The 19,828-nt window shown below is 69.8% G+C and carries 26 protein-coding genes and 2 pseudogenes; 17 read left to right on the top strand and 11 right to left on the bottom strand.

Translation table 11 applies throughout. From position 1 onward, the window contains the following. Positions 1-164: 164 nt before the first annotated feature. Together ABZW11_RS24580 and ABZW11_RS24575 are read right to left on the bottom strand one after the other, a co-directional pair. Complete coding sequence (locus ABZW11_RS24580; protein WP_355421177.1) at positions 165-485, bottom strand: RNHCP domain-containing protein; 321 nt, start codon at positions 483-485, stop codon at positions 165-167. 317 nt (positions 486-802) lie between these two features. Then, positions 803-1,039 carry a hypothetical protein gene (locus ABZW11_RS24575; protein WP_355421161.1) on the bottom strand — a complete coding sequence of 79 codons (237 nt, stop codon included), beginning with the start codon at positions 1,037-1,039 and terminating at the stop codon, positions 803-805. Positions 1,040-1,279: 240 nt separating this feature from the next. Here ABZW11_RS24575 and ABZW11_RS24570 point away from each other — a divergent pair, with 240 nt between their 5' ends. From ABZW11_RS24570 to ABZW11_RS24560, 3 genes are read left to right on the top strand one after another with little or no spacing between them, the layout of a single operon-like run. After that, positions 1,280-1,423 carry a hypothetical protein gene (locus tag ABZW11_RS24570; RefSeq protein WP_355421158.1) on the top strand — a complete coding sequence of 48 codons (144 nt, stop codon included), beginning with the start codon at positions 1,280-1,282 and terminating at the stop codon, positions 1,421-1,423. After that, positions 1,420-2,139 carry a helix-turn-helix domain-containing protein gene (locus ABZW11_RS24565; protein ID WP_355421155.1) on the top strand — a complete coding sequence of 240 codons (720 nt, stop codon included), beginning with the start codon at positions 1,420-1,422 and terminating at the stop codon, positions 2,137-2,139. Before ABZW11_RS24570 ends, ABZW11_RS24565 begins: the two co-directional genes overlap by 4 nt. A 47-nt stretch (positions 2,140-2,186) precedes the next feature. Further along, positions 2,187-3,230, top strand: a complete 1,044-nt coding sequence (locus tag ABZW11_RS24560; protein WP_355421152.1) for an NAD(P)/FAD-dependent oxidoreductase — start codon at positions 2,187-2,189, stop codon at positions 3,228-3,230. Between the two features lie 102 nt (positions 3,231-3,332). Here ABZW11_RS24560 and ABZW11_RS24555 read toward each other — a convergent pair whose 3' ends face one another. The 5 genes from ABZW11_RS24555 to ABZW11_RS24535 all read right to left on the bottom strand — a co-directional run bounded on the left by ABZW11_RS24555 (position 3,333) and on the right by ABZW11_RS24535 (position 6,392). Beyond that, positions 3,333-3,749: a hypothetical protein gene (locus ABZW11_RS24555; protein WP_355421149.1), complete on the bottom strand. Its 417-nt coding sequence runs from the start codon at positions 3,747-3,749 to the stop codon at positions 3,333-3,335. A 311-nt stretch (positions 3,750-4,060) separates the two neighbouring features. Further along, positions 4,061-4,552 (bottom strand): SRPBCC family protein, encoded by a 492-nt coding sequence (locus tag ABZW11_RS24550; protein ID WP_355421146.1) that lies wholly within the window; start codon positions 4,550-4,552, stop codon positions 4,061-4,063. Next, positions 4,552-5,199, bottom strand: a complete 648-nt coding sequence (locus tag ABZW11_RS24545; protein WP_355421143.1) for an SRPBCC family protein — start codon at positions 5,197-5,199, stop codon at positions 4,552-4,554. The genes ABZW11_RS24550 and ABZW11_RS24545 overlap by 1 nt, the downstream gene beginning before the upstream one ends. A 23-nt stretch (positions 5,200-5,222) precedes the next feature. Continuing rightward, a complete protein-coding gene (locus tag ABZW11_RS24540; protein WP_355421140.1) occupies positions 5,223-5,540 on the bottom strand; it encodes a hypothetical protein in 318 nt (105 codons plus the stop codon). A 54-nt stretch (positions 5,541-5,594) separates the two neighbouring features. Further along, positions 5,595-6,392, bottom strand: coding sequence for an MFS transporter (locus tag ABZW11_RS24535; protein WP_355421137.1), 798 nt, complete (start codon positions 6,390-6,392; stop codon positions 5,595-5,597). Between ABZW11_RS24535 and ABZW11_RS24530 the strand changes: the two genes are divergently transcribed. After that, the gene (locus ABZW11_RS24530; protein WP_355421135.1) at positions 6,351-6,839 is read left to right on the top strand and encodes a DUF4396 domain-containing protein; all 489 of its coding nucleotides are present in this window, start codon (positions 6,351-6,353) and stop codon (positions 6,837-6,839) included. The two genes, ABZW11_RS24535 and ABZW11_RS24530, sit on opposite strands and share 42 nt — an antisense overlap. 246 nt (positions 6,840-7,085) lie before the next feature. Here ABZW11_RS24530 and ABZW11_RS24525 read toward each other — a convergent pair. Continuing rightward, a pseudogene (locus tag ABZW11_RS24525) lies at positions 7,086-7,226 on the bottom strand (helix-turn-helix domain-containing protein); the annotation flags it as partial. Between the two features lie 46 nt (positions 7,227-7,272). Between ABZW11_RS24525 and ABZW11_RS24520 the strand changes: the two are divergent. Beyond that, entirely contained in the window at positions 7,273-8,019 is a 747-nt protein-coding gene (locus ABZW11_RS24520) for a methyltransferase domain-containing protein (RefSeq protein WP_355421132.1), read from the top strand. A gap of 313 nt (positions 8,020-8,332) precedes the next feature. On the opposite strand, the gene ABZW11_RS24515 is transcribed toward ABZW11_RS24520, so the two are convergent. After that, positions 8,333-9,919, bottom strand: coding sequence for an FAD-dependent monooxygenase (locus ABZW11_RS24515; protein ID WP_355421130.1), 1,587 nt, complete (start codon positions 9,917-9,919; stop codon positions 8,333-8,335). A 498-nt stretch (positions 9,920-10,417) separates the two neighbouring features. Between ABZW11_RS24515 and ABZW11_RS24510 the strand changes: the two genes are divergently transcribed. The 6 genes from ABZW11_RS24510 to ABZW11_RS24485 all read left to right on the top strand — a co-directional run bounded on the left by ABZW11_RS24510 (position 10,418) and on the right by ABZW11_RS24485 (position 15,295). Next, entirely contained in the window at positions 10,418-11,539 is a 1,122-nt protein-coding gene (locus tag ABZW11_RS24510; RefSeq protein WP_355421127.1) for a DUF5685 family protein, read from the top strand. A gap of 306 nt (positions 11,540-11,845) precedes the next feature. Then, positions 11,846-12,454 (top strand): DUF6461 domain-containing protein, encoded by a 609-nt coding sequence (locus tag ABZW11_RS24505; RefSeq protein ID WP_355421126.1) that lies wholly within the window; start codon positions 11,846-11,848, stop codon positions 12,452-12,454. A gap of 271 nt (positions 12,455-12,725) precedes the next feature. Further along, positions 12,726-13,115, top strand: coding sequence for a hypothetical protein (locus ABZW11_RS24500; protein ID WP_355421123.1), 390 nt, complete (start codon positions 12,726-12,728; stop codon positions 13,113-13,115). Positions 13,116-13,489: 374 nt separating this feature from the next. Further along, positions 13,490-13,756, top strand: coding sequence for an alpha/beta hydrolase fold domain-containing protein (locus tag ABZW11_RS24495; protein ID WP_355421120.1), 267 nt, complete (start codon positions 13,490-13,492; stop codon positions 13,754-13,756). Between the two features lie 175 nt (positions 13,757-13,931). Continuing rightward, positions 13,932-14,249, top strand: a complete 318-nt coding sequence (locus ABZW11_RS24490) for a hypothetical protein (RefSeq protein ID WP_355421117.1) — start codon at positions 13,932-13,934, stop codon at positions 14,247-14,249. A 227-nt stretch (positions 14,250-14,476) separates the two neighbouring features. Further along, a complete protein-coding gene (locus tag ABZW11_RS24485; protein WP_355421114.1) occupies positions 14,477-15,295 on the top strand; it encodes a GNAT family N-acetyltransferase in 819 nt (272 codons plus the stop codon). A 69-nt stretch (positions 15,296-15,364) separates the two neighbouring features. Here the strand turns inward: ABZW11_RS24485 and ABZW11_RS24480 are convergent, their stop codons facing one another. Continuing rightward, complete coding sequence (locus tag ABZW11_RS24480; protein ID WP_355421111.1) at positions 15,365-15,814, bottom strand: MarR family transcriptional regulator; 450 nt, start codon at positions 15,812-15,814, stop codon at positions 15,365-15,367. A 115-nt stretch (positions 15,815-15,929) separates the two neighbouring features. Between ABZW11_RS24480 and ABZW11_RS24475 the strand changes: the two genes are divergently transcribed. After that, entirely contained in the window at positions 15,930-16,982 is a 1,053-nt protein-coding gene (locus ABZW11_RS24475) for an NAD-dependent epimerase/dehydratase family protein (protein ID WP_355421109.1), read from the top strand. A gap of 87 nt (positions 16,983-17,069) precedes the next feature. Here ABZW11_RS24475 and ABZW11_RS24470 read toward each other — a convergent pair whose 3' ends face one another. Beyond that, positions 17,070-17,411: an exo-alpha-sialidase gene (locus ABZW11_RS24470; RefSeq protein WP_355421106.1), complete on the bottom strand. Its 342-nt coding sequence runs from the start codon at positions 17,409-17,411 to the stop codon at positions 17,070-17,072. Here ABZW11_RS24470 and ABZW11_RS24465 point away from each other — a divergent pair. The 5 genes and pseudogenes from ABZW11_RS24465 to ABZW11_RS24445 all read left to right on the top strand — a co-directional run. Then, a pseudogene (locus tag ABZW11_RS24465) lies at positions 17,305-17,847 on the top strand (dihydroxy-acid dehydratase); the annotation flags it as partial. The gene ABZW11_RS24470 and the pseudogene ABZW11_RS24465 sit on opposite strands and share 107 nt — an antisense overlap. A gap of 70 nt (positions 17,848-17,917) precedes the next feature. Then, positions 17,918-18,202, top strand: a complete 285-nt coding sequence (locus tag ABZW11_RS24460) for a dihydroxy-acid dehydratase (protein WP_355421174.1) — start codon at positions 17,918-17,920, stop codon at positions 18,200-18,202. Next, positions 18,189-18,674: a hypothetical protein gene (locus ABZW11_RS24455; protein ID WP_355421103.1), complete on the top strand. Its 486-nt coding sequence runs from the start codon at positions 18,189-18,191 to the stop codon at positions 18,672-18,674. Before ABZW11_RS24460 ends, ABZW11_RS24455 begins: the two co-directional genes overlap by 14 nt. Continuing rightward, the gene (locus tag ABZW11_RS24450) at positions 18,596-19,177 is read left to right on the top strand and encodes an NAD(P)-dependent oxidoreductase (RefSeq protein ID WP_355421100.1); all 582 of its coding nucleotides are present in this window, start codon (positions 18,596-18,598) and stop codon (positions 19,175-19,177) included. The genes ABZW11_RS24455 and ABZW11_RS24450 overlap by 79 nt, the downstream gene beginning before the upstream one ends. Positions 19,178-19,246: 69 nt before the next feature. After that, positions 19,247-19,825, top strand: a complete 579-nt coding sequence (locus ABZW11_RS24445) for a YdeI/OmpD-associated family protein (protein ID WP_355421097.1) — start codon at positions 19,247-19,249, stop codon at positions 19,823-19,825. Positions 19,826-19,828: the final 3 nt, after the last annotated feature.

Raw genomic sequence — 19,828 nt, 5'->3', positions numbered from 1 at the left:
CGCCCGCGGGGGGGGGGGCCCCCCGCCCGCCGCCCCCCCCCCCGCCTCCCGGCCCCAACGGGGCTGCCTTTAGGGGGGGGGGGCCGCCGCCCACTACCACGCCGGCGTAATAACGGCAAGCTACGGCGGAGCATCGGTGCGTGATCCACCGCCGGTGCAGCCGGCTACCTGATTTCGGACATCAGCGTGATGATCGCGTCGATGTCGTCACCCTGGACGGGATCCTCGGCGACCCGGTTGCATCGGATGAAGCCGCACTCGACGCACTCGTGGACCAGCAGGAGGCCCTTGCCGCCGCGGTGCTCGACACGTCGGGGACGCATCATTCCACGGCAGGCCGAGACCCGGTCGCCGGGGATGACATCGACGTGCTTGGAGCGCAGGCATGTCGGACAGTGGTTGCGGTAGCTCCCGTTGCTCAGCGGTGCGACGCTCGCGCCGCAGTATTCGCATGTGAAGCCCTGGTTCTGGGCGGATCTGCTGATGGCTCTGCCTCCGGATCGAAGAAGTGATCTTCAATCGGGAGCGCAGGGTTCCGTTCGGATCTCGCTGTCCGTCCGCGTATGGCGGTCCGACAGCTCCCAGGCTTGCGTGGGCGAGGGACCGGTTCACCGCCTGTTCCCCCTCGTCAGGGGTCGGCGAATACTTCCGCTTCCTGCTTCACCGGGGCATTTCTCAGCCGTCGGGTCCGGACCTCGACCGGGTTTGGATGAATTGTCCCGGTCACTGTCAGCCGAGCCTCCTCAACGGCCAGCGGTAGGTGTCGTCCCATGCTCACTGGCGTCGGCGTCGTCCCCTGTGATCAGAGCACTGCCGTGACCGCCACGTATGGTCGACGCATCACCCCTCCTTCGACGCCGGCGGCATTCTCGGTGATCACAGCACGACGGGCTCGGCAAGGGAACACGATCTCCGTTTCGAGGAAGTGATCTCCTTGTACCCTCAGGACGTCCAGTTGGCCCAGCCCCGGCATCGGCGGAGGGCCGCCCTCGTCGTCCTCGCGGGGCTCAACGCGCAGGATCGACAGCAGGCGCCGCATCTCGGTCAGCGCTCCACGCCGTCACCACCAGTACGGTCCCGGCCGCAGTGGCCTGCCAGGAGGAACACGTGAACAGCGGGCGTCCGCTCTCGACATCGCCGGGCCCGCTCATCGCCGCGGCGGCGATCGGCTTCCTGTTCCTGTGAAGCCCGGCAGCTTCCCATAGCCAGAATATAATCGTTATATGGCGATGAATGATGACGGTGGCCGGACTATGGGTGGCCGAGGTGAGCCGGTCGCATGAGCGCGCTGCACGTGTCCGGCATCTGTTCCGCACCGTTCCGGCGGGTCGCATCGCGCGTGATCGCCATCAGCCTCTTCGCCCCGGCCACGGTCCCCAGCACTTCCGGCGGGTGCTGCGGCTCCACCGACGTCGGCCGGTGAGCCGATCAGCGGCCGGATGGCGGGGATGGGCGGCGATCACGCCCGGCCGCTTCTACTACGGCGGAGAGATCGGCGTCGCCGGCATGCACGCCCACTACGCCGTGCAACTCCTCGTCGGTGACGGCCTGATCCTGTGTGGCAGCGACGGATCGGCGTACGAGATGACGGCCGCGCTGATCCCGGCCAACGCCCCGCACGCGATCGTTCGCGGCACCGGCGCCGGCCTGCTCGCCCTGATCGACCCGGCCCAGGCCGGCCGGCTGACTCATCGGCCCCTCGGCTCGGCCGCCGCATGGGCCATCGACGTCCCCCCGCCACCGCACCTCGATCTGCCCAGCCTGGTCGCCCTGGCCGACACGACCACCGGTACGGTGCCGGCACGGCACCGGCACCCCGCGCTGGCGCAGGCGATGCGGCTCGTCGAAGGGTACCTGCCAGGACAGGTAAGGCTCGCCGTGCTGGCCGACGCCGTCCATCTGTCGGAGAGCCGGCTGGCCCACCTGTTCCGGCAAGAAGCCGGACTGCCGTTCCGGCCGTACGTGCTGTGGATGCGGCTCCGGCTCGCGCTGTACGCGCTGGCGGACGGTGCCACCCTGACCGACGCCGCGCACGCTGCCGGCTTCTCCGACGCCGCGCACCTGAGCCGGACGATCCGCCGCATGATGGGCGACGCACCATCGGTCCTGTCAGCCGGGGTGCGCTGGCTGCGGGGATAGCAGGTTCGTTCAAGCCAGGCCGGCGGGCGGCGGGCCAGGCTGATCGCATGATAATCGTGATCGGCGCCGGCCAGGCAGGGCTTGCCGTGGGCCGGGAGCTACGCCTGGCCGGGCACGACGTGCTCGTCCTGGAAGCGCACTCGCGCGTGGGGGAGACCTGGCGGCGCCGCTGGGACTCGCTGCACCTGTTCACCTCCGCCCGGCTGAGCTCTCTGCCTGGCCTGCCGCTGCCCGGCGACGGCGGCCGTTACCCCCATAAGGACGAGGTGGCCGCCTACCTCGAGACGTATGCGACACACTTCGACCTCCCCATCCGTCTGGGCACCTCCGTACGGCAGTTGCGCCGGGCGGAAGACGGAACCTTCGAGGTGGTCACGGATCACCGCACCTTCACCGCCGAGGGCGTGGTCGTCGCGACCGGCCCTTTCCAGCGTCCGCACATTCCCGCTCTGCCGCTCGCGCCGGACATCGTCGCTGTGCACAGTGCCCATTACCGCAACCCCGGCCAACTGCCCGACGGACCCGTGCTCGTGGCAGGCGGCGGCAACTCGGGCATGCAGATCGCAGCAGAACTGTGTGCGGACCGGCAGGTCACTGTCGCGCTCGGCACGCGTAAACCGGTGCTGCCCCAGCGCGTTCTCGGCCGCGACCTCTTCGCGTGGCTGCAGGTGGCCGGGGTCGTACGAGCCCCGGTCACCAGCCGTCTGGGCCGCCTCGTACGCAGGCGCGACCCGCTGATCGGCGCCGGGCCCGAGCAACTGCGCCGTTCGGGAGTGCGAGTCGTCGATCGCATCGTCTCCGTGGAGGGAAACCGGTTCAGAACGGCTGAAGGCGAGACGGTGACGCCATCCGCCGTGATCTGGGCGACCGGATACCGGCCTGACTACCGCTGGATGCGTATCCCCGGAGCTCTGGACGGCGACGTGCCGCTGCACATCGGCGGAATCAGCCCGGTGCCCGGCCTCACCTACGTCGGCCTGCCCTTCCAGAGCAGCCGCGGCTCTGCTCTGCTCGGCTGGGTGGGGGAAGACGCGGCTCGCGTGGCACAAAGCTACCCGTCAAGAGGCCACGCAATTACGGTACGTCCGTGACGCGACCGCAGGTCGCCGCGGCGAGCGGGGCCATGTACGTCCCTGAACTGTTCTACCGGAAGACCTGCCAAGCAGGGGAGCGACGTGCACCGATTGCCCGGGTCAGCAGGAGCTTCGTGAGTCGATCCGAACGGTTTGGATCGGTGTCGGGCCGATCTCTCCCCATGAGTTGGGGCCGATGCACCGGTGGACCCAGAAACTCACGCCGTTGGGGTCATATTGGCGGGCGGCGATGTGGGCGACGTCGCCGTTTCTGGTGTTGTAAGCGCTGAAGCCGCGTACGGTGACCGATTGCGATTCGCTCGTGATCGCTTGGTAACGGGCGACGATTCCGCCGCGCAGACCAGGGTCTCGATAGATGCAGACGTACGGATGGGGGCACCCGTGGGCGCTGTCGGCGTGTGCTTGCAGCGGTGACACCCAGAACGCTGAGGTGGCGAGCAGGGCGACGGCGGGAACGGAGACGAGTCTTCTGAGACGGTTCAAGGTGCCCAGCTCCTGCCACGAGGTCGGATCCATCTGACTCGAAGCTTATGGAGGAAAGGACGAGCTCGAAAGTAGTAAAAGGCGGGGCTTGCACCGCATCGATTGAGACATAACGGCATATGTCATGAAGTTCTGAGGGCAGTGCGCCGTCGATCTCAATGCGGAGACAAAATTCAGATCTTCGTTGCGCTATAACATGTCATGCCAAGCCGGTGACACGAGTCACGGGGGTTCCAGACATGCGCGGGATAATTCGGCCCCCTGACGGCCCCGGTGTCGGCCGTCAGGCCGTCACGCCGTCACACGAACGTGAACGGTTTCTCGGACACGTTCTCAGTGGCCAATCAGTTCGTCCCTTGGCGGACGTCCGTCCCGTGCTCGGCGAACGCCTTGAAGTCCTCCATGTGCTGCTGCGATTGCTTGCGGAAAGAGCCAGGCATCACAAGCGCCACCAGCCGCATCAGCAATCCGTCGAACCGGAATTCGCTCTCGCTCTCCCACAATGTGGTGTCCGGGCCGGCCGCGATCAGCCGATCGCGCTGGGCCTGCCACATGCCCTCGCCGGTGATCTCGCGGTCGTAGTGCACGACGACAGAGCTGGGGATGGCGTGCAGGTCTTCAGGTTCCAGGCGCGTGATGGTCTCGGTGGCCTCCATCCTCTGCTTCCCCATCTGGAACACGACTCGCGAGATGGTGCCGAGCCGGCCGTGCGCTCCGTCCACCGGCTCGTGCAGGACCAGGCCGCGCAGCCACTTCGGCATGTGCGCCGGGTCCGCGAGCATCTGGAGCACCTTCTCGCGCGGCAGGGCGATCTCGATCGAGGTGGTGTACTTCATCAAGCGTTCCCTTCGGGGGCGTAGAACGCGGTGGTGGCCTTGACGGCGGCCGCCACCTGATCGGGATCGCCATCGGCGGCCAGGTGAGCTTCGCCCCAAGCCGCAGCGCTGCGCCGCACGAACTCACGCCCCGTGCGCGAGGTCCGGAACTCCTCGTGATCGAGCACCTCACCGTCTGCCAGGAACCGGGCCAGGGTGAGGAGATGCAGGTCCCAGCCCACACCGCCGGCGCCTGGGCCGTAGGTCGGGAACATGGGCTCCCCGACGGCCGCTGCATGGACCAGTTCGAGCTCGGTGCCCGAGACAGGGCCCGGCGACAGACGCACCTCGACCTCGCTCGTGCCCGGCCACTCGTCGGCGTCCGGCCCGAAGAGCCAGGACACCCGCAGCAGACGCGGCGGCTCGCACCGGAGGATCTCCCCGTGCTCACCGCCGTCCAACTCGAACGATCCGCCGGGCCGCAGGTCTCCGGTGACCGGCTTCAACCAACGTCTCAGCCGCTCAGGGTCGGTGATGGCGTTCCACACGTCGTCGATCGGCGCGTCGTAGCGACGCCGCAACTCCATCGTGTACGCGTCGCCGGCGGGCAGGGTCGCTGTTCCCATCCTCCGGCGCGCAGCGGCCAGTTCGTCCAGCACGTCCTTCATGTCATGTTCCTTTCACCGGCGGATCAGCTGCTGGCCGGCTCGGGACCGGGAAGCACGCCTGCCTCGGCGAGCCCCTCGGCCCGGACCGACGCGAACCCGTTCTCACGCGGAACGCGAAGATGCTGGGACACAGCCGGCTGGGACAGCGAGAACTCGGCCCGCATCACGTCCGTGATCGCCCCAGAGGTCTGCTCGCCCTCACCGAGCGGCTCCGGATTGCGCCGGCGCACCGGATCGCCGGAGATCGTCGAACGCGTGCACGATCCAGAAGCGTACCAGTTAGGACTTATATAAGCCAGGGTTGGTATTTTCGCGTTATCCCGGGTGTCGACACCCTGCACGCCCCCTCGATGCTGGTGTGAACGAGCCTGAGACCAGGCATCCGAGCGGGTGGGTCAGATGCGGGAGGCGGTGGCGTGCTCCGAGGGCGCGGGGGCGCTGGTCCGCAGGGTGGTGGCGGCGGTCAGTGCGGCCAGGAGGGCGATGGCGGCGGCTCCGGCGAAGGCGGCGGAGAAGCCGCCGGTGAGTGCGGGCAGGTCGCCGAGCCGATCGGCGCCGTTGGCGGCGGCGACGGCGGTCATGGCGGCCAGGGCGAGCGCGGAGCCCACCTGGTGGCTGGTGTTGACGATGTCCGAGGCCAGGCCGCCTCCCTGCGGGCGGGCGGAGGAGATGGCGGTGCCGAGGGAGGGGATGAAGGCCAGCGACATGCCGAGCGCGGCCACGAGGCCGGCGGGCAGGACGTCGGTGGCGAAGCCGCCGTCCGGGCTGATCAGTGACAGCCAGGCCATACCGGCGGTGAGCAGGACGAGACCGGCGACCGTGGTGGCCTTGGGGCGGAAGCGGCCGATGGCCCGGGGCGCCGAGGCGATCATGCCGAGCATGATGAGGACGGTCATCGGGAGCAGGGCGGCGCCGCTCGGGCAGGCGCTGTAGCCGAGGCCCTGCTGCAGGTAGGGGTTGAGGAAGAACCACATCGGGATCCACGCGCCGCCCAGCAGGAGCTGGGTGAGGTTGGCGGCGGCCAGGTTCGGCGTACGGAAGATCGACAGGCGCGTCATGAAACGCGTGGTGCGCTGGACGGGATGGGCTTTGCCACCATACGGGTAGGGGGTATAAGTTGCCCGGGTGGCCGATCGAGCTAGAAGGTTCTGATGTCTGAATCGATGCACCACGGCGACGGTCCCACCGCCCATCCGCAGCGGAAGGCGACGTGGGGGGTGGCCGCCTCGGCGACCCTGCACTGCCTCACCGGCTGTGCCATCGGTGAGGTGCTCGGCATGGTCATCGCCACCGCCCTGGGCTGGCACGACCTGCCCAGCATCCTGCTGGCCGTCGTGCTGGCGTTCGTCTTCGGGTACGCGCTCACCCTGCGCGGCCTGTTCCGGGCGGGCTTGAAGTGGCGTGCGGCGCTACGCCTCGCCCTGGCCGCCGATACTCTGTCGATCCTCGTCATGGAGATCGTCGACAACGGCGTCATGGTGATCATCCCGGGCGCGATGGACGCCGGTCTTGCCTCGTTGCTGTTCTGGGGTGCGCTGGCGTTCTCGCTGCTGGTGGCCTTCCTCGTCACGCTGCCCATCAACAAGTGGATCATCGGACGCGGCAAGGGGCACGCCGTGATCCACGCCTACCATCACTGACCGGTCGGCCTGCTCGACGCGTTCGGCGAGCAGCGCCCGGAAGTGCCGGCAGGTGGCCAGGTCCTCGTGGTCGCAGGCCAGCGCGCAGTCGATGAGGTCGAGCGACGCCTGGGCCGCGGCGATGCGGCGTACCAGATCCTCGCGGTTGCGGCGGAGGATCTCGCGGCGGGTCGCCGGTTCTGCGGCGGTGAGCATCTGACGGAGATCCTCCAGGCCGATGCCGGCCTCCCTGGCGCGCAGGATCGCCGCGATCCGGTAGAGGTCGTCGCGGCCGTAGCGGCGGCGATCACCCTCGGCGCGGGCCGGGGAGAGCAGGCCCACCGCCTCCCAGTGGCGCAGGACGTGCGGCGCGAGCCCGAACCTGGCTGCGGCGTCGCCGATGGCCATCGCGGGGGTTGACTTCATGTCGACATTAAGTCGCATGGTTGGGCGCATGTCCAACGAACTCATCAAGCTCCTCGACCGCGCCGACGCCATGCCGGCCGCCGCCCTGTTGCGCGCCCGTACGTACGACCTGCTCCGGCTCAAGCCCGGGGAAACCGTCGTCGACGTGGGCTGCGGCGCGGGCCTGGCGGTGGCCGAGCTGACCGGCAGGAGCGTCACGGCGGTCGGCGTGGACGTCAGCGAAGAGATGATCGATGCGGCCCGGCAACGCCGGCCCGAGGGCGACTTCCGCATCGGCGACGCCTGTCACCTGCCGCTCGGTGACCACGAGGTGGCCGGTTACCGGGCGGACAAGGTCTTCCACGAGCTCGCCGACCCGGCCAGGGCCCTGGCCGAGGCTCTACGCGTGCTGGCCCCCGGCGGCCGGATCGTTCTCATCGGACAGGACTGGGACACCATCGTCATAGACTCCGACCAGCCCGGCCTCACCCGGACGATCGTGCACGCCCGCGCCGACCTCACCACGAACCCGCGCGCCGCCCGCGCGTACCGCACCCTGCTGCTGGACGCCGGGTTCCGCGACGTGGAGGTGGAGGCGCACGTCGGGGTCTTCACCGGCGAGACCATGCTCGCCATGCTGACCGGCCTCGCGCAGGCCGCGCACGCGGCCGGGGCCATCACCCGGGAGGAGTGCGACACCTGGACGAGCGCACAGGCGCGACGCGCCGAGAAGGACCGGCTGTTCCTCGCCCTGCCGCTGTTCGTCGCCTCCGCCACCAGACAGCCGATCAGCTAGCGCCGTAGGCAAGCAACCCCAGGTCGCGCAAGCCGGCGGCCTCGGCCACGGCTGCGGAGGCCCGATCGGTGGGTCGTGCATGAAGGCGGGGATCATCGGCCCGACCAGGTCGAGGTCCCCGTCCTTCGCGTACTGCTCGGTCACGCTCGCGGCGGCGTACGCCGGGACCGACAGCACGCCGCTCTCAGGGCTCGACACCCCGAGGGCGGGGTGCGGCTTGCCGTCCCGGCCGGGCCGCTCCCGCTCTCGTGAACCGATGATGTCCGGTGCCGCCTGGCCGCCGCGCCGCCTTTCAGCGCCTGCCGCTCGCGCGTCAGAGGGCGTGTGCCGGGTCGCAGATCAGCCTGTCGAGGTAGCCGGCCACGGAGCGGTCGTTCCAGCTGCCTCCCGTGAGGGCGACGTAGCCGTCGGGACGGATGAGCACGAGGCCGTCGCCGTCCACCCCATAAAGCTCGTGCGCCTGCCCCGTCGCGTCGATGAGTGCGCCGTCGCCACAGGACAGGCCCGGGGGAACGATGCGATGCGTGTGCACGTCGGCGCGCCGACCCCCGCGCACCTGAGGCGCGGGGCCGGGGCCGAAGACGAGCAGCGTGAGGTGCGTGCCATGGAAGAGGTCGAACAGCCTGACCTGCTCGCCGCTCTCCGGTTCGACGCAGTGGGCGTCCGGGGCGCGGTCTCCGGCGCGGATGCCGATCGCCTCGTCCAGGTCGCGGGCCAGGCTGCCGCCGCGGTAGGTGATGGAGAGCTGGCTGACGTCGCTGAACGGGTCCTGGCCCTTGAACGCGCCGGCGATGCGCTCCGACACGCGCGCGGTGTCGCCGCCGGCCCAGTATCTGCCCCGGGCGGTGGTCGAGGCCAGCACGTGCCTGGCGATCGGCAGGCGTTCCTCCTCATAGGTGTCCAGCAGCGGTTCGGGCGCTCCGCGCAGGACGTGCGCGAGCTTCCAGCCGAGGTTGTAGGCGTCCTGGACCCCGGTGTTCATGCCCTGGCCGCCCGCGGGCGTGTGCACGTGGGCGGCGTCTCCGGCCAGGAAGACGCGGCCGGCTCGATAGCGGTCGACCATGCGGATGTTGACCTGGTAGATCGAGAGGTAGATCGCGTCGTGGAAGCGCACCCCGGGCAGCCCGACGTGCTGGGCGAAGATGTCGCTGAACGTCTCCACCGAGACCGGGGGAAACCCCTGGCCGTCGTCCGGCGGCAGCGGGGCGGTGAAGAACCAGGTTCCGCTGCTCGGCATCGGGGCCAGGGTCAGCATGCCGCCGGGGCCGGTCGCCCACATATGGGAGACCGAGGCGTCCAGGCCGTCGACGCTGAGGTTGCCGAACAGCATCCGCTGCCGCTCCCACGTCTCGCCGAGGAAGTCGATGCCGGCCTGCTTGCGCACGGTGCTGCCGCCGCCGTCACATCCGACGAGGTAGCGCGCGCGGATGTCCTGCAGCCGCCCGTCAATGCGGACGGATGCCGTGACCTGGTCGCGGTCCTGGGAGAGAGCGACCAGGCCGGCGCCGAGCTCCACCGTGGTGCCGAGCGAGGCCAGCTTCTCGCGCAGGGCCGCCTCGGTGAACTGCTGACCCACCATGAGGCTGCCCGGATAGGGCGCACCCGGCACCGGAGGCGCGTCGTACATGACCACCTCGCGCACCACGTTCCCCTGCGCGTCGTAGAAGCGCGTGGGGAGCGGCGGTTCGGCGTGTCCGGCCAGGCGGCCGAGCACGCCGATGTCCTCGAACACCTCCTGGGTGCGGGCCCGGACGCCCCGGGCCCGCGTTCCGGCCGGATGGGCGGTGGCGCGATCGATGATCCGCACGCGCAGGTCGCGGCGGGCGAGCTCGCACGCCAGCGTGAGCCCCACCGGCCCCGCGCCGACGATGAGGACGTCCGTGATGTCCGAGGTCTCCATGGAGACGCTCTCCCTTCATGACGACAATGGAGTGGGCGAGTGCCCATTTTTAAGTGGGCGCTCGCCCACTCGTCAATCCGGCAGGGGGGCGTGTACGTCGTCCTGCGGCTCTGACCTCGATGTTCTGCTAGGAGACGACGTCCGTCCAGCCACTCCGGTCGGAGGGCGAGTTGACGGTGGGCCCGCCACCTGTGCCCCGTGTAGTGCTCGGTGTGGATGACGAACCATCCGTCCAGCTGCGGAGAGACGCCCTCGCCGACCTTGCCCAGCGACGACGCGCAGACCTCCACCTTCCCGGTGGTGGCCGGCTTGCCGTTCACCTTTCACATCAGCGAGGGGACATCGAGGCCGGAGCCGGTTGAAGATGATGGGCAGCGGGTCCGGTCAGCGGCATGCACGCGGGGACGTTCGTCCAGCGTGGAATCGCACGCCGTTGCCGCAGCTGAGGAGGGGCTGCTGCTACGGTTAGGGATCTCCGTTGTGACCATAAGGGGACGTATGTTCGGCATTGTCCGCCCGTGTCGGCATGTCCTGTGCAAGGGCCTGTACGCGGACTGGATGGGCCACTTGTGCGGACTCTGCTTGGCCCTCCGCGATGAGCACGGACACCTGTCCCGGCTGGTGACCAACTACGACGGCCTGCTCGTGTCCGTCCTGACCGAGGCCCAGACATCCGCGCCCACGCCGCGCAGGAAGGCGGGTCCGTGCGCGTTGCGCGGGTTCAGAGGCGCCGACGTGGTGGAGTCCGAAGGGGTACGGCTGGCGGCCTCGGTATCGCTGCTCCTGGCGGCCGGCAAGGTGAACGACCACGTGGCCGACGGCGACGGCATGTACGCCCGCCGCCCCCTGGCCGCCGGCGCCACCCGCCTGGCGAACCGCTGGTCCTCCGCGGGCACGGCCACGGCCGGGACGCTGGCCTTCGACCCTGCCCCGCTGACGGAGGCGGCCGCGCGCCAGGCGCTCCTGGAACGCATCCCCGCCCAGAGGCGCCCCGGATTAGGCGGGCTGACGGGGCCCACCGAGGACGCCGTGGCAGCGGCGTTCGCGCACACCGGGACGCTCGCCGGCAAACCCCACAACCGCGACGCCCTGGAGGCGGCCGGTCGCGCGTTCGGGAGGCTGGCCCACCTGATCGACGCGGTGGAGGACCTGGCCGAGGACCGGGCGTCCGGGGCGTACAACCCGCTCGCCGCCACCGGCACCGGCCTGGACGAGGCGCGCCGCCACTGCGACGCCGCGCACGCCGACCTGAGCGCCGCCGTCCACACGCTCGACCTGCCCCGCCCGGCCCTCACCCACGCCCTGCTGGTACGGGAGACCGGCCACGCCGTCACCCGAGCCTTCGCCACCGCCGAACCGAACACGCCCGGCGCACCACCGGACCAACGGCGGCCCAAGCGGGACCCCGGCGGGCTGCTGTCCCTGGCGTGCGCCGCGCTCACCTGCTGCACCTGCGGCCTGTACCGGCCCGCCTGGGACGAGGAGCGCGACAGCTCCTGCTGCGGCCGCCTCGACTGCTCCGGCTGCGACTGCTGCAGCAACTGCGGCGATTGCTGTTCCTGCTGCTCGGGCGAGGACGGCGGCTGCTGCTGCGACGGCTGTAGCTGCGGCTGCGACTGACGCCGGCGGCCTCGCACCGCCGCGTCAGGCGTCACCGGCTAGGAATGTCCTGAAAACCCACCTGGCCAGACCAGCAAGATCTTGAGGACATTCCTGGTCCTTCGCCCAGCCCGGTCTCGGGCCTGCCGGCGTTCGGCAGCCGCGCAACCGCGATGAGCTGGACCGGCACGGAGAGGCGGGTGAGCCGGGCTGTGAGTTCAGCCGGTGGGGCGGGGCGACCGGCATTGTGGGTTCACGTCAAGTAGCGCGAGCGGGGCGGCCCAGGAAGACCTGGGCCGCCCCGCCCTTTCCCAGACCGGAGAGGACATGCCTGTCAACGAAAACCTTCATGACCTGCTCACGAGGTACGGCGTCATCGACGACGAACTCGGGTTCCACGCCGTGTGGTGTGCGGGTCGAACACCGGGGGAGGTGGCCGGACTGCTGCGCGTGAGCCCCGGTTCTGCCGCGCAATGCCGTCTCGACGACCCCTGGGAGGGCCTCGACCAGCTGAATGATCGGGACGGCGTGCTGTTCGTGGGCGCGTACCGGGATTGGACGCTGGTCCTGCAGACGGTGGGCGTCAAGACCACACGAGACCCGGCGCTCTCCATCCTGTCGAGCGGCGGCCGCAGGGCGCTGGCCATCGGCTGGGACGTCAATCTTCGCGGGCGGCTCACCTACGCGGCCGACGGCCGCATTCTCGCGTCAATGGTCCTGTTCCCACCTGGACGTCCGCGCGGCATCGACCCGCGGGCCCTGGAACAGTACATGGACGGCATCCCCTTCGAGGACGGCCCGGACATGGAGGCCCATGCCGTGAGCGCCTTGCGACTGGCCGCTCGGATCACGGACGGAGGAGTCGACCGCGCCTGGCTGGAGAGTCCCCAGACGCGGTGGATCATCCCGGCCGACGCCTGGTACTACGGCTGGTGAGATCCGTGGGACATCGATCTGCCGGCCGGCCTGCGGTAAAAGCCCTCGCCATTGCCGAGGTGCTCGGGGTCGACTGCGAGGTAGCCACGGTCGTAGAGGGTGTGGACATCTGATCGCAGGAGCGGCGTGACGGCGCATGTGGGTCGTCCGGGTCGTCCGGGCACAATGGGGCTGTGGAACGTCAGGACTTCGGTGCCGCGGTGCGCCGGTTGCGGGAGAGCACGGCGCCCGCGGCTGTCGAGTTACCAGAACATCGCCTGGCGTACGTTCTGTGCCCCGTTCGACGGGGTTCAAGCAGTCCGCGGCTGACGCGACCGATCACCAGGCGGTCCTGGTCGCCCGCCTGACGAGCGCGCTGCTGCGCTACCCCGCGGACGCCTCGCTCGCCGCGCTGGTGGACGAGATGCGGACGCGAAGCCGCCTGTTCGACACCTTGTGGCGCACGCCGCGACCGGTGGCGGCCTATGAGAGCAGTGCCGTGCTCGTTCATCCGGACGGCCGCTCCGTCACGCTCGTGGGCAGCCTGCTCGCCATCCCGGGCGACGATCTGGCGGCTTTGATGCTCACCGCGGCGCCGGGCTCGGCCGATGCGGCGCGGCTGGCGGAGATCGTCGACGGGGAACCGGCCATCATCAAGGTGGGCCGATCTGGCCCAGGCTGACCGCGCGAGATCCTGCGAGATTGAGTGACGTCTCCAGCGACCGCGGAGCCGGTGGCCGCCTCCGGGCGGCTTCGGTCACGCGGAGCAGCTGGTCTGCTTCGGACTCGAAGCACCAGGCGGCACTTAACAGAAGCAGGTTCTGCATGAAGGCAGTACGTTTCCACTGGCGCTGGCCGATCTGCCCGCACTCCACGCCCAGGCCGCCGCCGGCGAGCTGCCGGGCAAGACCGTCGTCCTCGCGCCCACCGCCTGACCTCGCGTACAGCAGGAGTGATCGTGCCTTTGTCCCTGGCTCCCGAGATCGCCGAGGCGCTGCCCCCGATGGCCGGGGGCACACCACTTGAGGTGGGCGACGTCGAAGGGCGTCGTGCCCTGTGAGAGATCATCGGCGCCGCGGCCCGGCCGCCCGTTACGTGGCGGCCTCAGGCGTGCCGATGTTGTCGGTGGAGTATCGCCGCGCGCCCGAGTTCCCGTTCCCGACGCTGCTCGAGGACCGCCTATGCCGCGCTGCGCCGGCTGCACGACCGCTCCGCCGACCTGGGCAGGCCGCCGCCGCGCGGCAGAGCCGGCCCCGGCCTACCGCAGCGAATTCCTCTGACCACCGCGGCGATCGGTTTCGCCGGGCGGTTCGGTCGCCGTGATCGACGGCACAAAAATAGTTCACTGACGGACCATTTTCGTTCCGGACTATAAAACAATACCTTGCGGTCGGTCCGTAAGATCACCCGCCGAAAGATGCATCCCACTTTCTATGGATATCCACCAAAGCTGTGGCTACCATCAAGCGGTGATGATCGACACCGAAGGAGGTAGTTGATGGGCCACATCAAGAAGTTAGCCGTTTCGGCGGCCGCGGCGGCCGGGATCGCCGCCGTGACGGCTCTCGTGTCACCGGCTTCCCCCGCTCAGGCGGCGACCTGCAGCACTGACGCGCAGATCGGCACTCCCGGCGGCACCGGATGGGCGTTGTGCAGCGGCACCGGAGTAACTCAGACGCGGGTCGTGCTCTTCTGCCAGAACAGCAGCGGCGGCTACACCACGCTGTACGGCCCATGGGTTGCCAATTCCGTCAAATCAAATGCCAAATGCAGCAGCACCTCGTGGCCGATCTCGGTCGGATATCAAACGCTCTGAGCCGCCGCGGGCTCAGGTGATTTCCGATCGATAATCAACCGGCTGTGCCAGGATCCCTGAGCCACTCACGTTCTGATCGCCGGTTGCCGCCCTTTCAGCGAGCCATGGCTCCATCAGTCACGTGCGCGACCGGTGCCCGGCCTGTCAGGGCCGGGCACCGAGAGGGAGGGTGTCACTGGGATCATCTGCTGCTGGGGCGGAGGGGGCGACCGAGTAGGTTCTCGTCTGTGAGTGATATTCGGCTTCTCGGTCCGGAAGACCTGCCTCTGTGTCAGCGGCTGGAGCGCGATCGGGGGTGGTCCACCGATGAGGCCAAGTGGCGGCTGATGTTCGAGGTGGGCGAGGTTCACGCCGTCGATGCGGCCGACGGTGACGGACTGGCGGGGTGTGTCGTGGTGACCTGTTACGGTGACCGGCTGGCCGGTGTCGGCATGATGCTCGTCGCCGGCAGGTACGGCAGGCAGGGGCTGGGCACGCGGCTGATGGGGCACGCCCTGCAGGTGGCCGGGGGCCGCGTCGTGGAGCTGACCGCGACCCGGTTCGGGCGTCCTGTTTATGAGCGGCTGGGCTTCCGGCCTGTCGGCAGCCTGACGATCACCATGGGTCCGATGCAGGGGACGGCGTGCTCGCCGCGAGTTCGCGTGGCAAGCCCGGAGGACCACGCCGCGCTGCTGAAGCTGGACGCGGAGGTCACCGGCGCCGACCGGAGCAAGGCGCTGACCGGGCTGCTGGCCAGGGCCGAGCGGACGGTCGTCACCGACGGCGGCTTCGCCGTGGCCTGGAACGCCGGCCCTCACCGTGTCATCGGCCCCGTCGTCTCACCCTCGGAAGAAGCGGCTCGCGAGCTGATCCTGGCAGCCGCCCACGGCGCCGACCGCGACGTGCGGATCGACCTGCTGGACGCCTATCCGGGCCTGCGCTCGTGGCTCGCCAAGCTCGGGCCCGTCCAGGGACCCGCGGTCCTGCCGACGATGGTCCATGGTGCCCGCCGTCCCCCGGGTGATCGCGGGCGATACGTCGCGCCGATCCTCATCTCGATGGGCTGACCGGCCTTCGACCCAACGGAGGGACGGCCCTCGCGGCGGAAGAACGATGCCCCCGTCCGGCACGACCGCTCAGTCGCTCGACGGCGCCTCCTCGGCGCTGAGGGTTCGCAAGATGTCGGCCAGGGTCGACAGCTGCTCGTCGGTGAGCGGCTCGAACAGCTCTTCCGCCGCCCGTTCATAACTGGCCGTCCAGTCCTGCGCCAGCGCGGCTCCTTGCGCTGTCACGCGCAGGAGCACGGAGCGGCGGTCGTCCGCGCTGGCCTGGCGTTCGAGTAGCCCGTCGCGGACGAGCGCGTCGACCAGGGTGGAGGCGGTGCCCTGCGCGATGCCGACCGCGAGGGCGAGTTCGGTGAGCCGGACGGGCTGCGAACGCGCCACCTCCACTACCAGGCGGGACCTCGGCGTCGACACTCCGTGCTCGCCCAGACGCTCGTTGAAATGACGCACGAGAACCTTCGCCGTCCGGCTGAACTCGTCGGCGACCTGTGCGGCGGTCACGGTCTTCTTCGCGTGCGGCATCGCCCACCTCTCCTTGACGCACCCATCGTACGAGAGGTTACATTGACACCAATACATCGACGTCGAACTATTTGGGAGCGATGTATCCGCGCGATCGACCACGAGGAGTGGAAGCATGAAGATCTTCATCACCGGAGGCAGCGGTTTCGTCGGCGGCGTTGTCGTCCATCGCCTCATCGCCGAAGGACATGAGGTCATGGCGCTCGCCCGATCGGAGCCGAGCGTTCAGCGCGTCCGTGCGGCCGGAGCCGAGCCCGTTCCCGGCGACCTCGCCGATCTCGGCCAGGCCGGCTCACCGGCGCCGAGCTGGGTCGCCAGGCTGCGCGAGGCCCACGCGGTCGTGCACGTCGCGGCGCACATGGAGTTCTGGGGCCCCGACTCGCTCTTCGAGGAGGCCAACCACGTGCCGACGGTCGCCCTGCACGCCGCGAGCGTCGCGGCCGGTGTGCGTCGGTTCGTGCTCATCAGCGCCGCATCCGTCTCCACGGGGAGTCAACGACGTCCCGTCGTCGACGAGTCGATGCCGGAAGGCCGGCCGAACGTCGCCTACAGCCGGGTCAAGCTGGTCACCGAACGCGCGCTCCTGCAAGCCCGTGCCGGGAACACCGAGCTGGTGGTGCTCCGCCCGCCGTTCATCTGGGGCCGCGGAATGACGACGATCAACGACATGGCCGAGGTCGCCGAGGCCGGACGGTTCGCCTGGATCGACCACGGCAGGCACATCGTCGACTTCGTCCACGTCGAGAACCTGGCCGGCGCCACGCTCCTCGCCCTCACGCGGGGCCGCCACGGTGGGGTCTACTACGTGACGGACGGTACGCCGATGCCCATCCGGGACTTCCTCCCTCCCTTGCTGGCGACCCGCGGCGTGGACCTGTCCAAGAGCCGCAGCGTCCCCTTGGCGATGGCGGCGCCCATGGCGGCGATCATGGACCGTACGGCACGCCTGCTCCGGCGCAAGTCGGCGCCCCCGCTGACGAACTGGCTCGTGAGCTTCACCGGCCGCGACCGTTCCTACGACATCACCGCCGCGAGGCGAGAGCTGGGCTACTCACCGGACATGACGCTGGAGAAGGGCCTGGCGGAGATGGCTTCTCGTGAGTCCGCCCTGAGGGACTGTGGCCGACGAGGCGAGAGATCACCGGCAGGTGGACAGATCGCGCCGTGACGAGCTCCGCCACGCCGTCCGGCTGCGTGCGCGGCGCTTGCCGCGGGCATCAGCCGGACCAACGGTGTCGGTCCGCCGATCCTGAGGTCAGGGCCCGAAGGTGATGCCGTCCCTGCTGGTCAGGACGGTCAGGGGGGAGCGGTTGCGGGTGCCGGTGGGGTTGCCGACCAGGTACGCGGTGCCGTCCGGGAGGTTGCCGGCGCTCTGCTGGGTGCGGGAGTCGGGGACGTTGGTCTCGACCGAGTTCGACCAGGTCGCCCCGTTGCCGGTGCTGACGGCGGCGAGTTTGCGGTACGTGCCGCCGCCCTGGTCGCGGAAGACCATGACGATCGAGCCGTCGCGGCGCCGGTACCAGCTCGGCTCCAGCTCGCGGCTGATCTCCGGGGTGTTGGGCTGGTTGGTGCGATACGAAAGACGCCTCCCGGCCAAGCTGAGGAGGCGTCTTCCGTACGGTCACCTGCGGGTGCCGGCGGCGCGGCGCAGGTCAGCGAAGGCCCGGTCGAGGTCGTCGGCGGCGGATGGCGATCGCGTACGTGTCCATGCCCACCTGGGCGCACAGGGCGTGACCGCCGGCGTTAAACGCCGAGGTCACAGGGGTAGAGCTAGGCACCTCGGGGACATGCGGGGGCACCATGCGAGCGTTCGTGATGAAGGAGATCGGGCAGGTCGGCCTACCCTGGCGGCCTTCGAGAACGCGATCGCGGTCGCCTCGGCCATCGCCGCCTCGACGAACGCGCCGATCCACATCAACGCCATCGCGCGGCATGCCGGGGTGCCGCTGTCCCTCCAGGACTGGCAGCGCGTCGGAGCCGACATCCCGGTGCTGGCGAACGTCGCACCCGCCGGCGAGTTCCTCGGCGAGGACTTCTACCGCGCCGGCGGCGTGCCCGCCGTCATGTGGTCGCTGCTGACGGCCGGAGGACTACCACGCCCGCATCGACGACCCCGAGGCCGCGGCCGGCGGCAACCTCGCCATCCTGCGCACCGGCGACCGCATCCGGGTCGACCTGGACGGCGCGCGCGTCGACCTGCTCCTTCCCGACGAAGAGATCGCCGCGCGGTGGGCCGCCTACACGCCGCCTTCGCTCGACCATCAGACGCCGTGGCAGGAGATCTACCGCTCCACCGTCGGGCAGCTGGACGGCGGCGGCTGCATGGAGCTCGCGCTCGCCTACCAGGACCTCGTCCACACCAAGGGAGTCCCGCGTGACTCGCACTGACGCCAGAGGCACGATCATGATCGCCGACTTCGACTTCGGCGACGTGGACATCGAGCGCCCGATCATCGAGGGGGCCGGATTCGAGCTGCTCGCCGCCCAGTGCAAGAGCGAGGACGAGGTGATCGAAAGGGGCAGGGACGCCGACGGCGTCCTCACCCAGTACGCGCGGGTCGGCACCAGGGCCATCGACGGTTTCACGCGGTGCCGGGTGATCGCCCGCTACGGCACCGGCGTGGACATCGTCGACGTCGACGCCGCGACCCGGCGAGGCATCCAGGTCACGAACGCGCCGAACGAGTGGTGCGCCGACGAGGTCGCCGACCACGCCGTCGCGCTCTGGCTGGCGGCCGCCCGCAAGATCTGCGTGTACGACCGGGCGACCCGGCAGGGCGAATGGCACTGGCGCAGCCGATCTGGCGGCTGCGGGGACGGGTGTTCGGGCTGCTGTCCTTCGGCGCCATCGCCCAGCTGATCGCCGAACGCGCCAGAGCGTTCGGCGTCGAGGTGTGGGCGCACGACCCGTTCGTCGACGAGGCGGAGATCCGCTCCCGCCAGGCGCGGCCGGTGTCGTTCGACGAGCTCGTGGAGGGCTCCGACCACCTCGTGGTGCAGGCGCCGCTCACCCCGCAGACCCACCACCTCTTCGACCGTGCGACGCTGCGCAGGATGAAGCCCACCGCCCTGCTCGTCAACACCGCGCGCGGCCCGATCGTGGAGGACGCGGCGCTGCACCAGGCGCTCACGGAGGGCTGGATCGCCGGTGCGGCCGTGGACGACCTCGAGGAGGAACCGGCGAAGCAGCGCGACTGGCGCCCGAGCAACCCGTTGTTCGCGCTGCCCAACGTGATCGTCACCCCGCACGCCGCCTACTACTCCGAGCAGGCCGTCATGACGGTGCGGCGCATCGCCGCGGAAGAGGCCGTACGGGTCCTGACGGGGCAGAGCCCCCGGCATCCCGTCAACGACGTGACGTGATGGGCAAAGCCGGCGCTTCTAGGCCAGAATGCTGGGTGCGAGTCCCCCGAGACAAGGAGCGCTCAAGCCGTGGCGGAGAAGCAAGGCCTGCCCATCATCGCCTTCCCCTCCCAGGAGGCGTTCGAGAAATGGCTGGAGGCCGAGCACGAGTCGCCGGGGCTCTGGCTGCAGATCGCGAAGAAGGAGTCCGGCATCCCGTCGGTCACCTACGCCGAGGCGCTCGACGTGGCGCTGTGCCTCGGCTGGATCGACGGGCAGAAGGCCGCGTTCGACGACGAGCACTGGCTGCAGCGCTTCACGCCGCGCACGGCCAGGAGCAAGTGGTCGAAGGTGAACCGCGGCCGGGCGGAGGAGTTGATCGCGGCGGGGAGGATGCGCCCGTCCGGCCTGGCCCAGATCGAGGCGGCGAAGGCCGACGGCCGGTGGGAGGCGGCGTACGCGGGCCAGAAGACCGCGACGGTGCCCGACGACCTGCGGGCGGCCCTGGACGCCGACCCGGTGGCCGCGGAGTTCTTCGCCACCCTCGACAGCAGGAACCGCTACTCGATCCTTTACCGCGTGAACGACGCCAAGAAGCCCGAGACCAGGGCGGCCCGGATCGAGAAGTTCGTCGCGATGCTCCGGGAACACAAGAAGATCTATCCCTGAGCG

The sequence above is a fragment of the Nonomuraea sp. NPDC004580 genome, assembly GCF_040609855.1.
GTDB lineage: Bacteria > Actinomycetota > Actinomycetes > Streptosporangiales > Streptosporangiaceae > Nonomuraea > Nonomuraea salmonea.
This window is presented reverse-complemented; position numbering and strand designations above follow the sequence as displayed.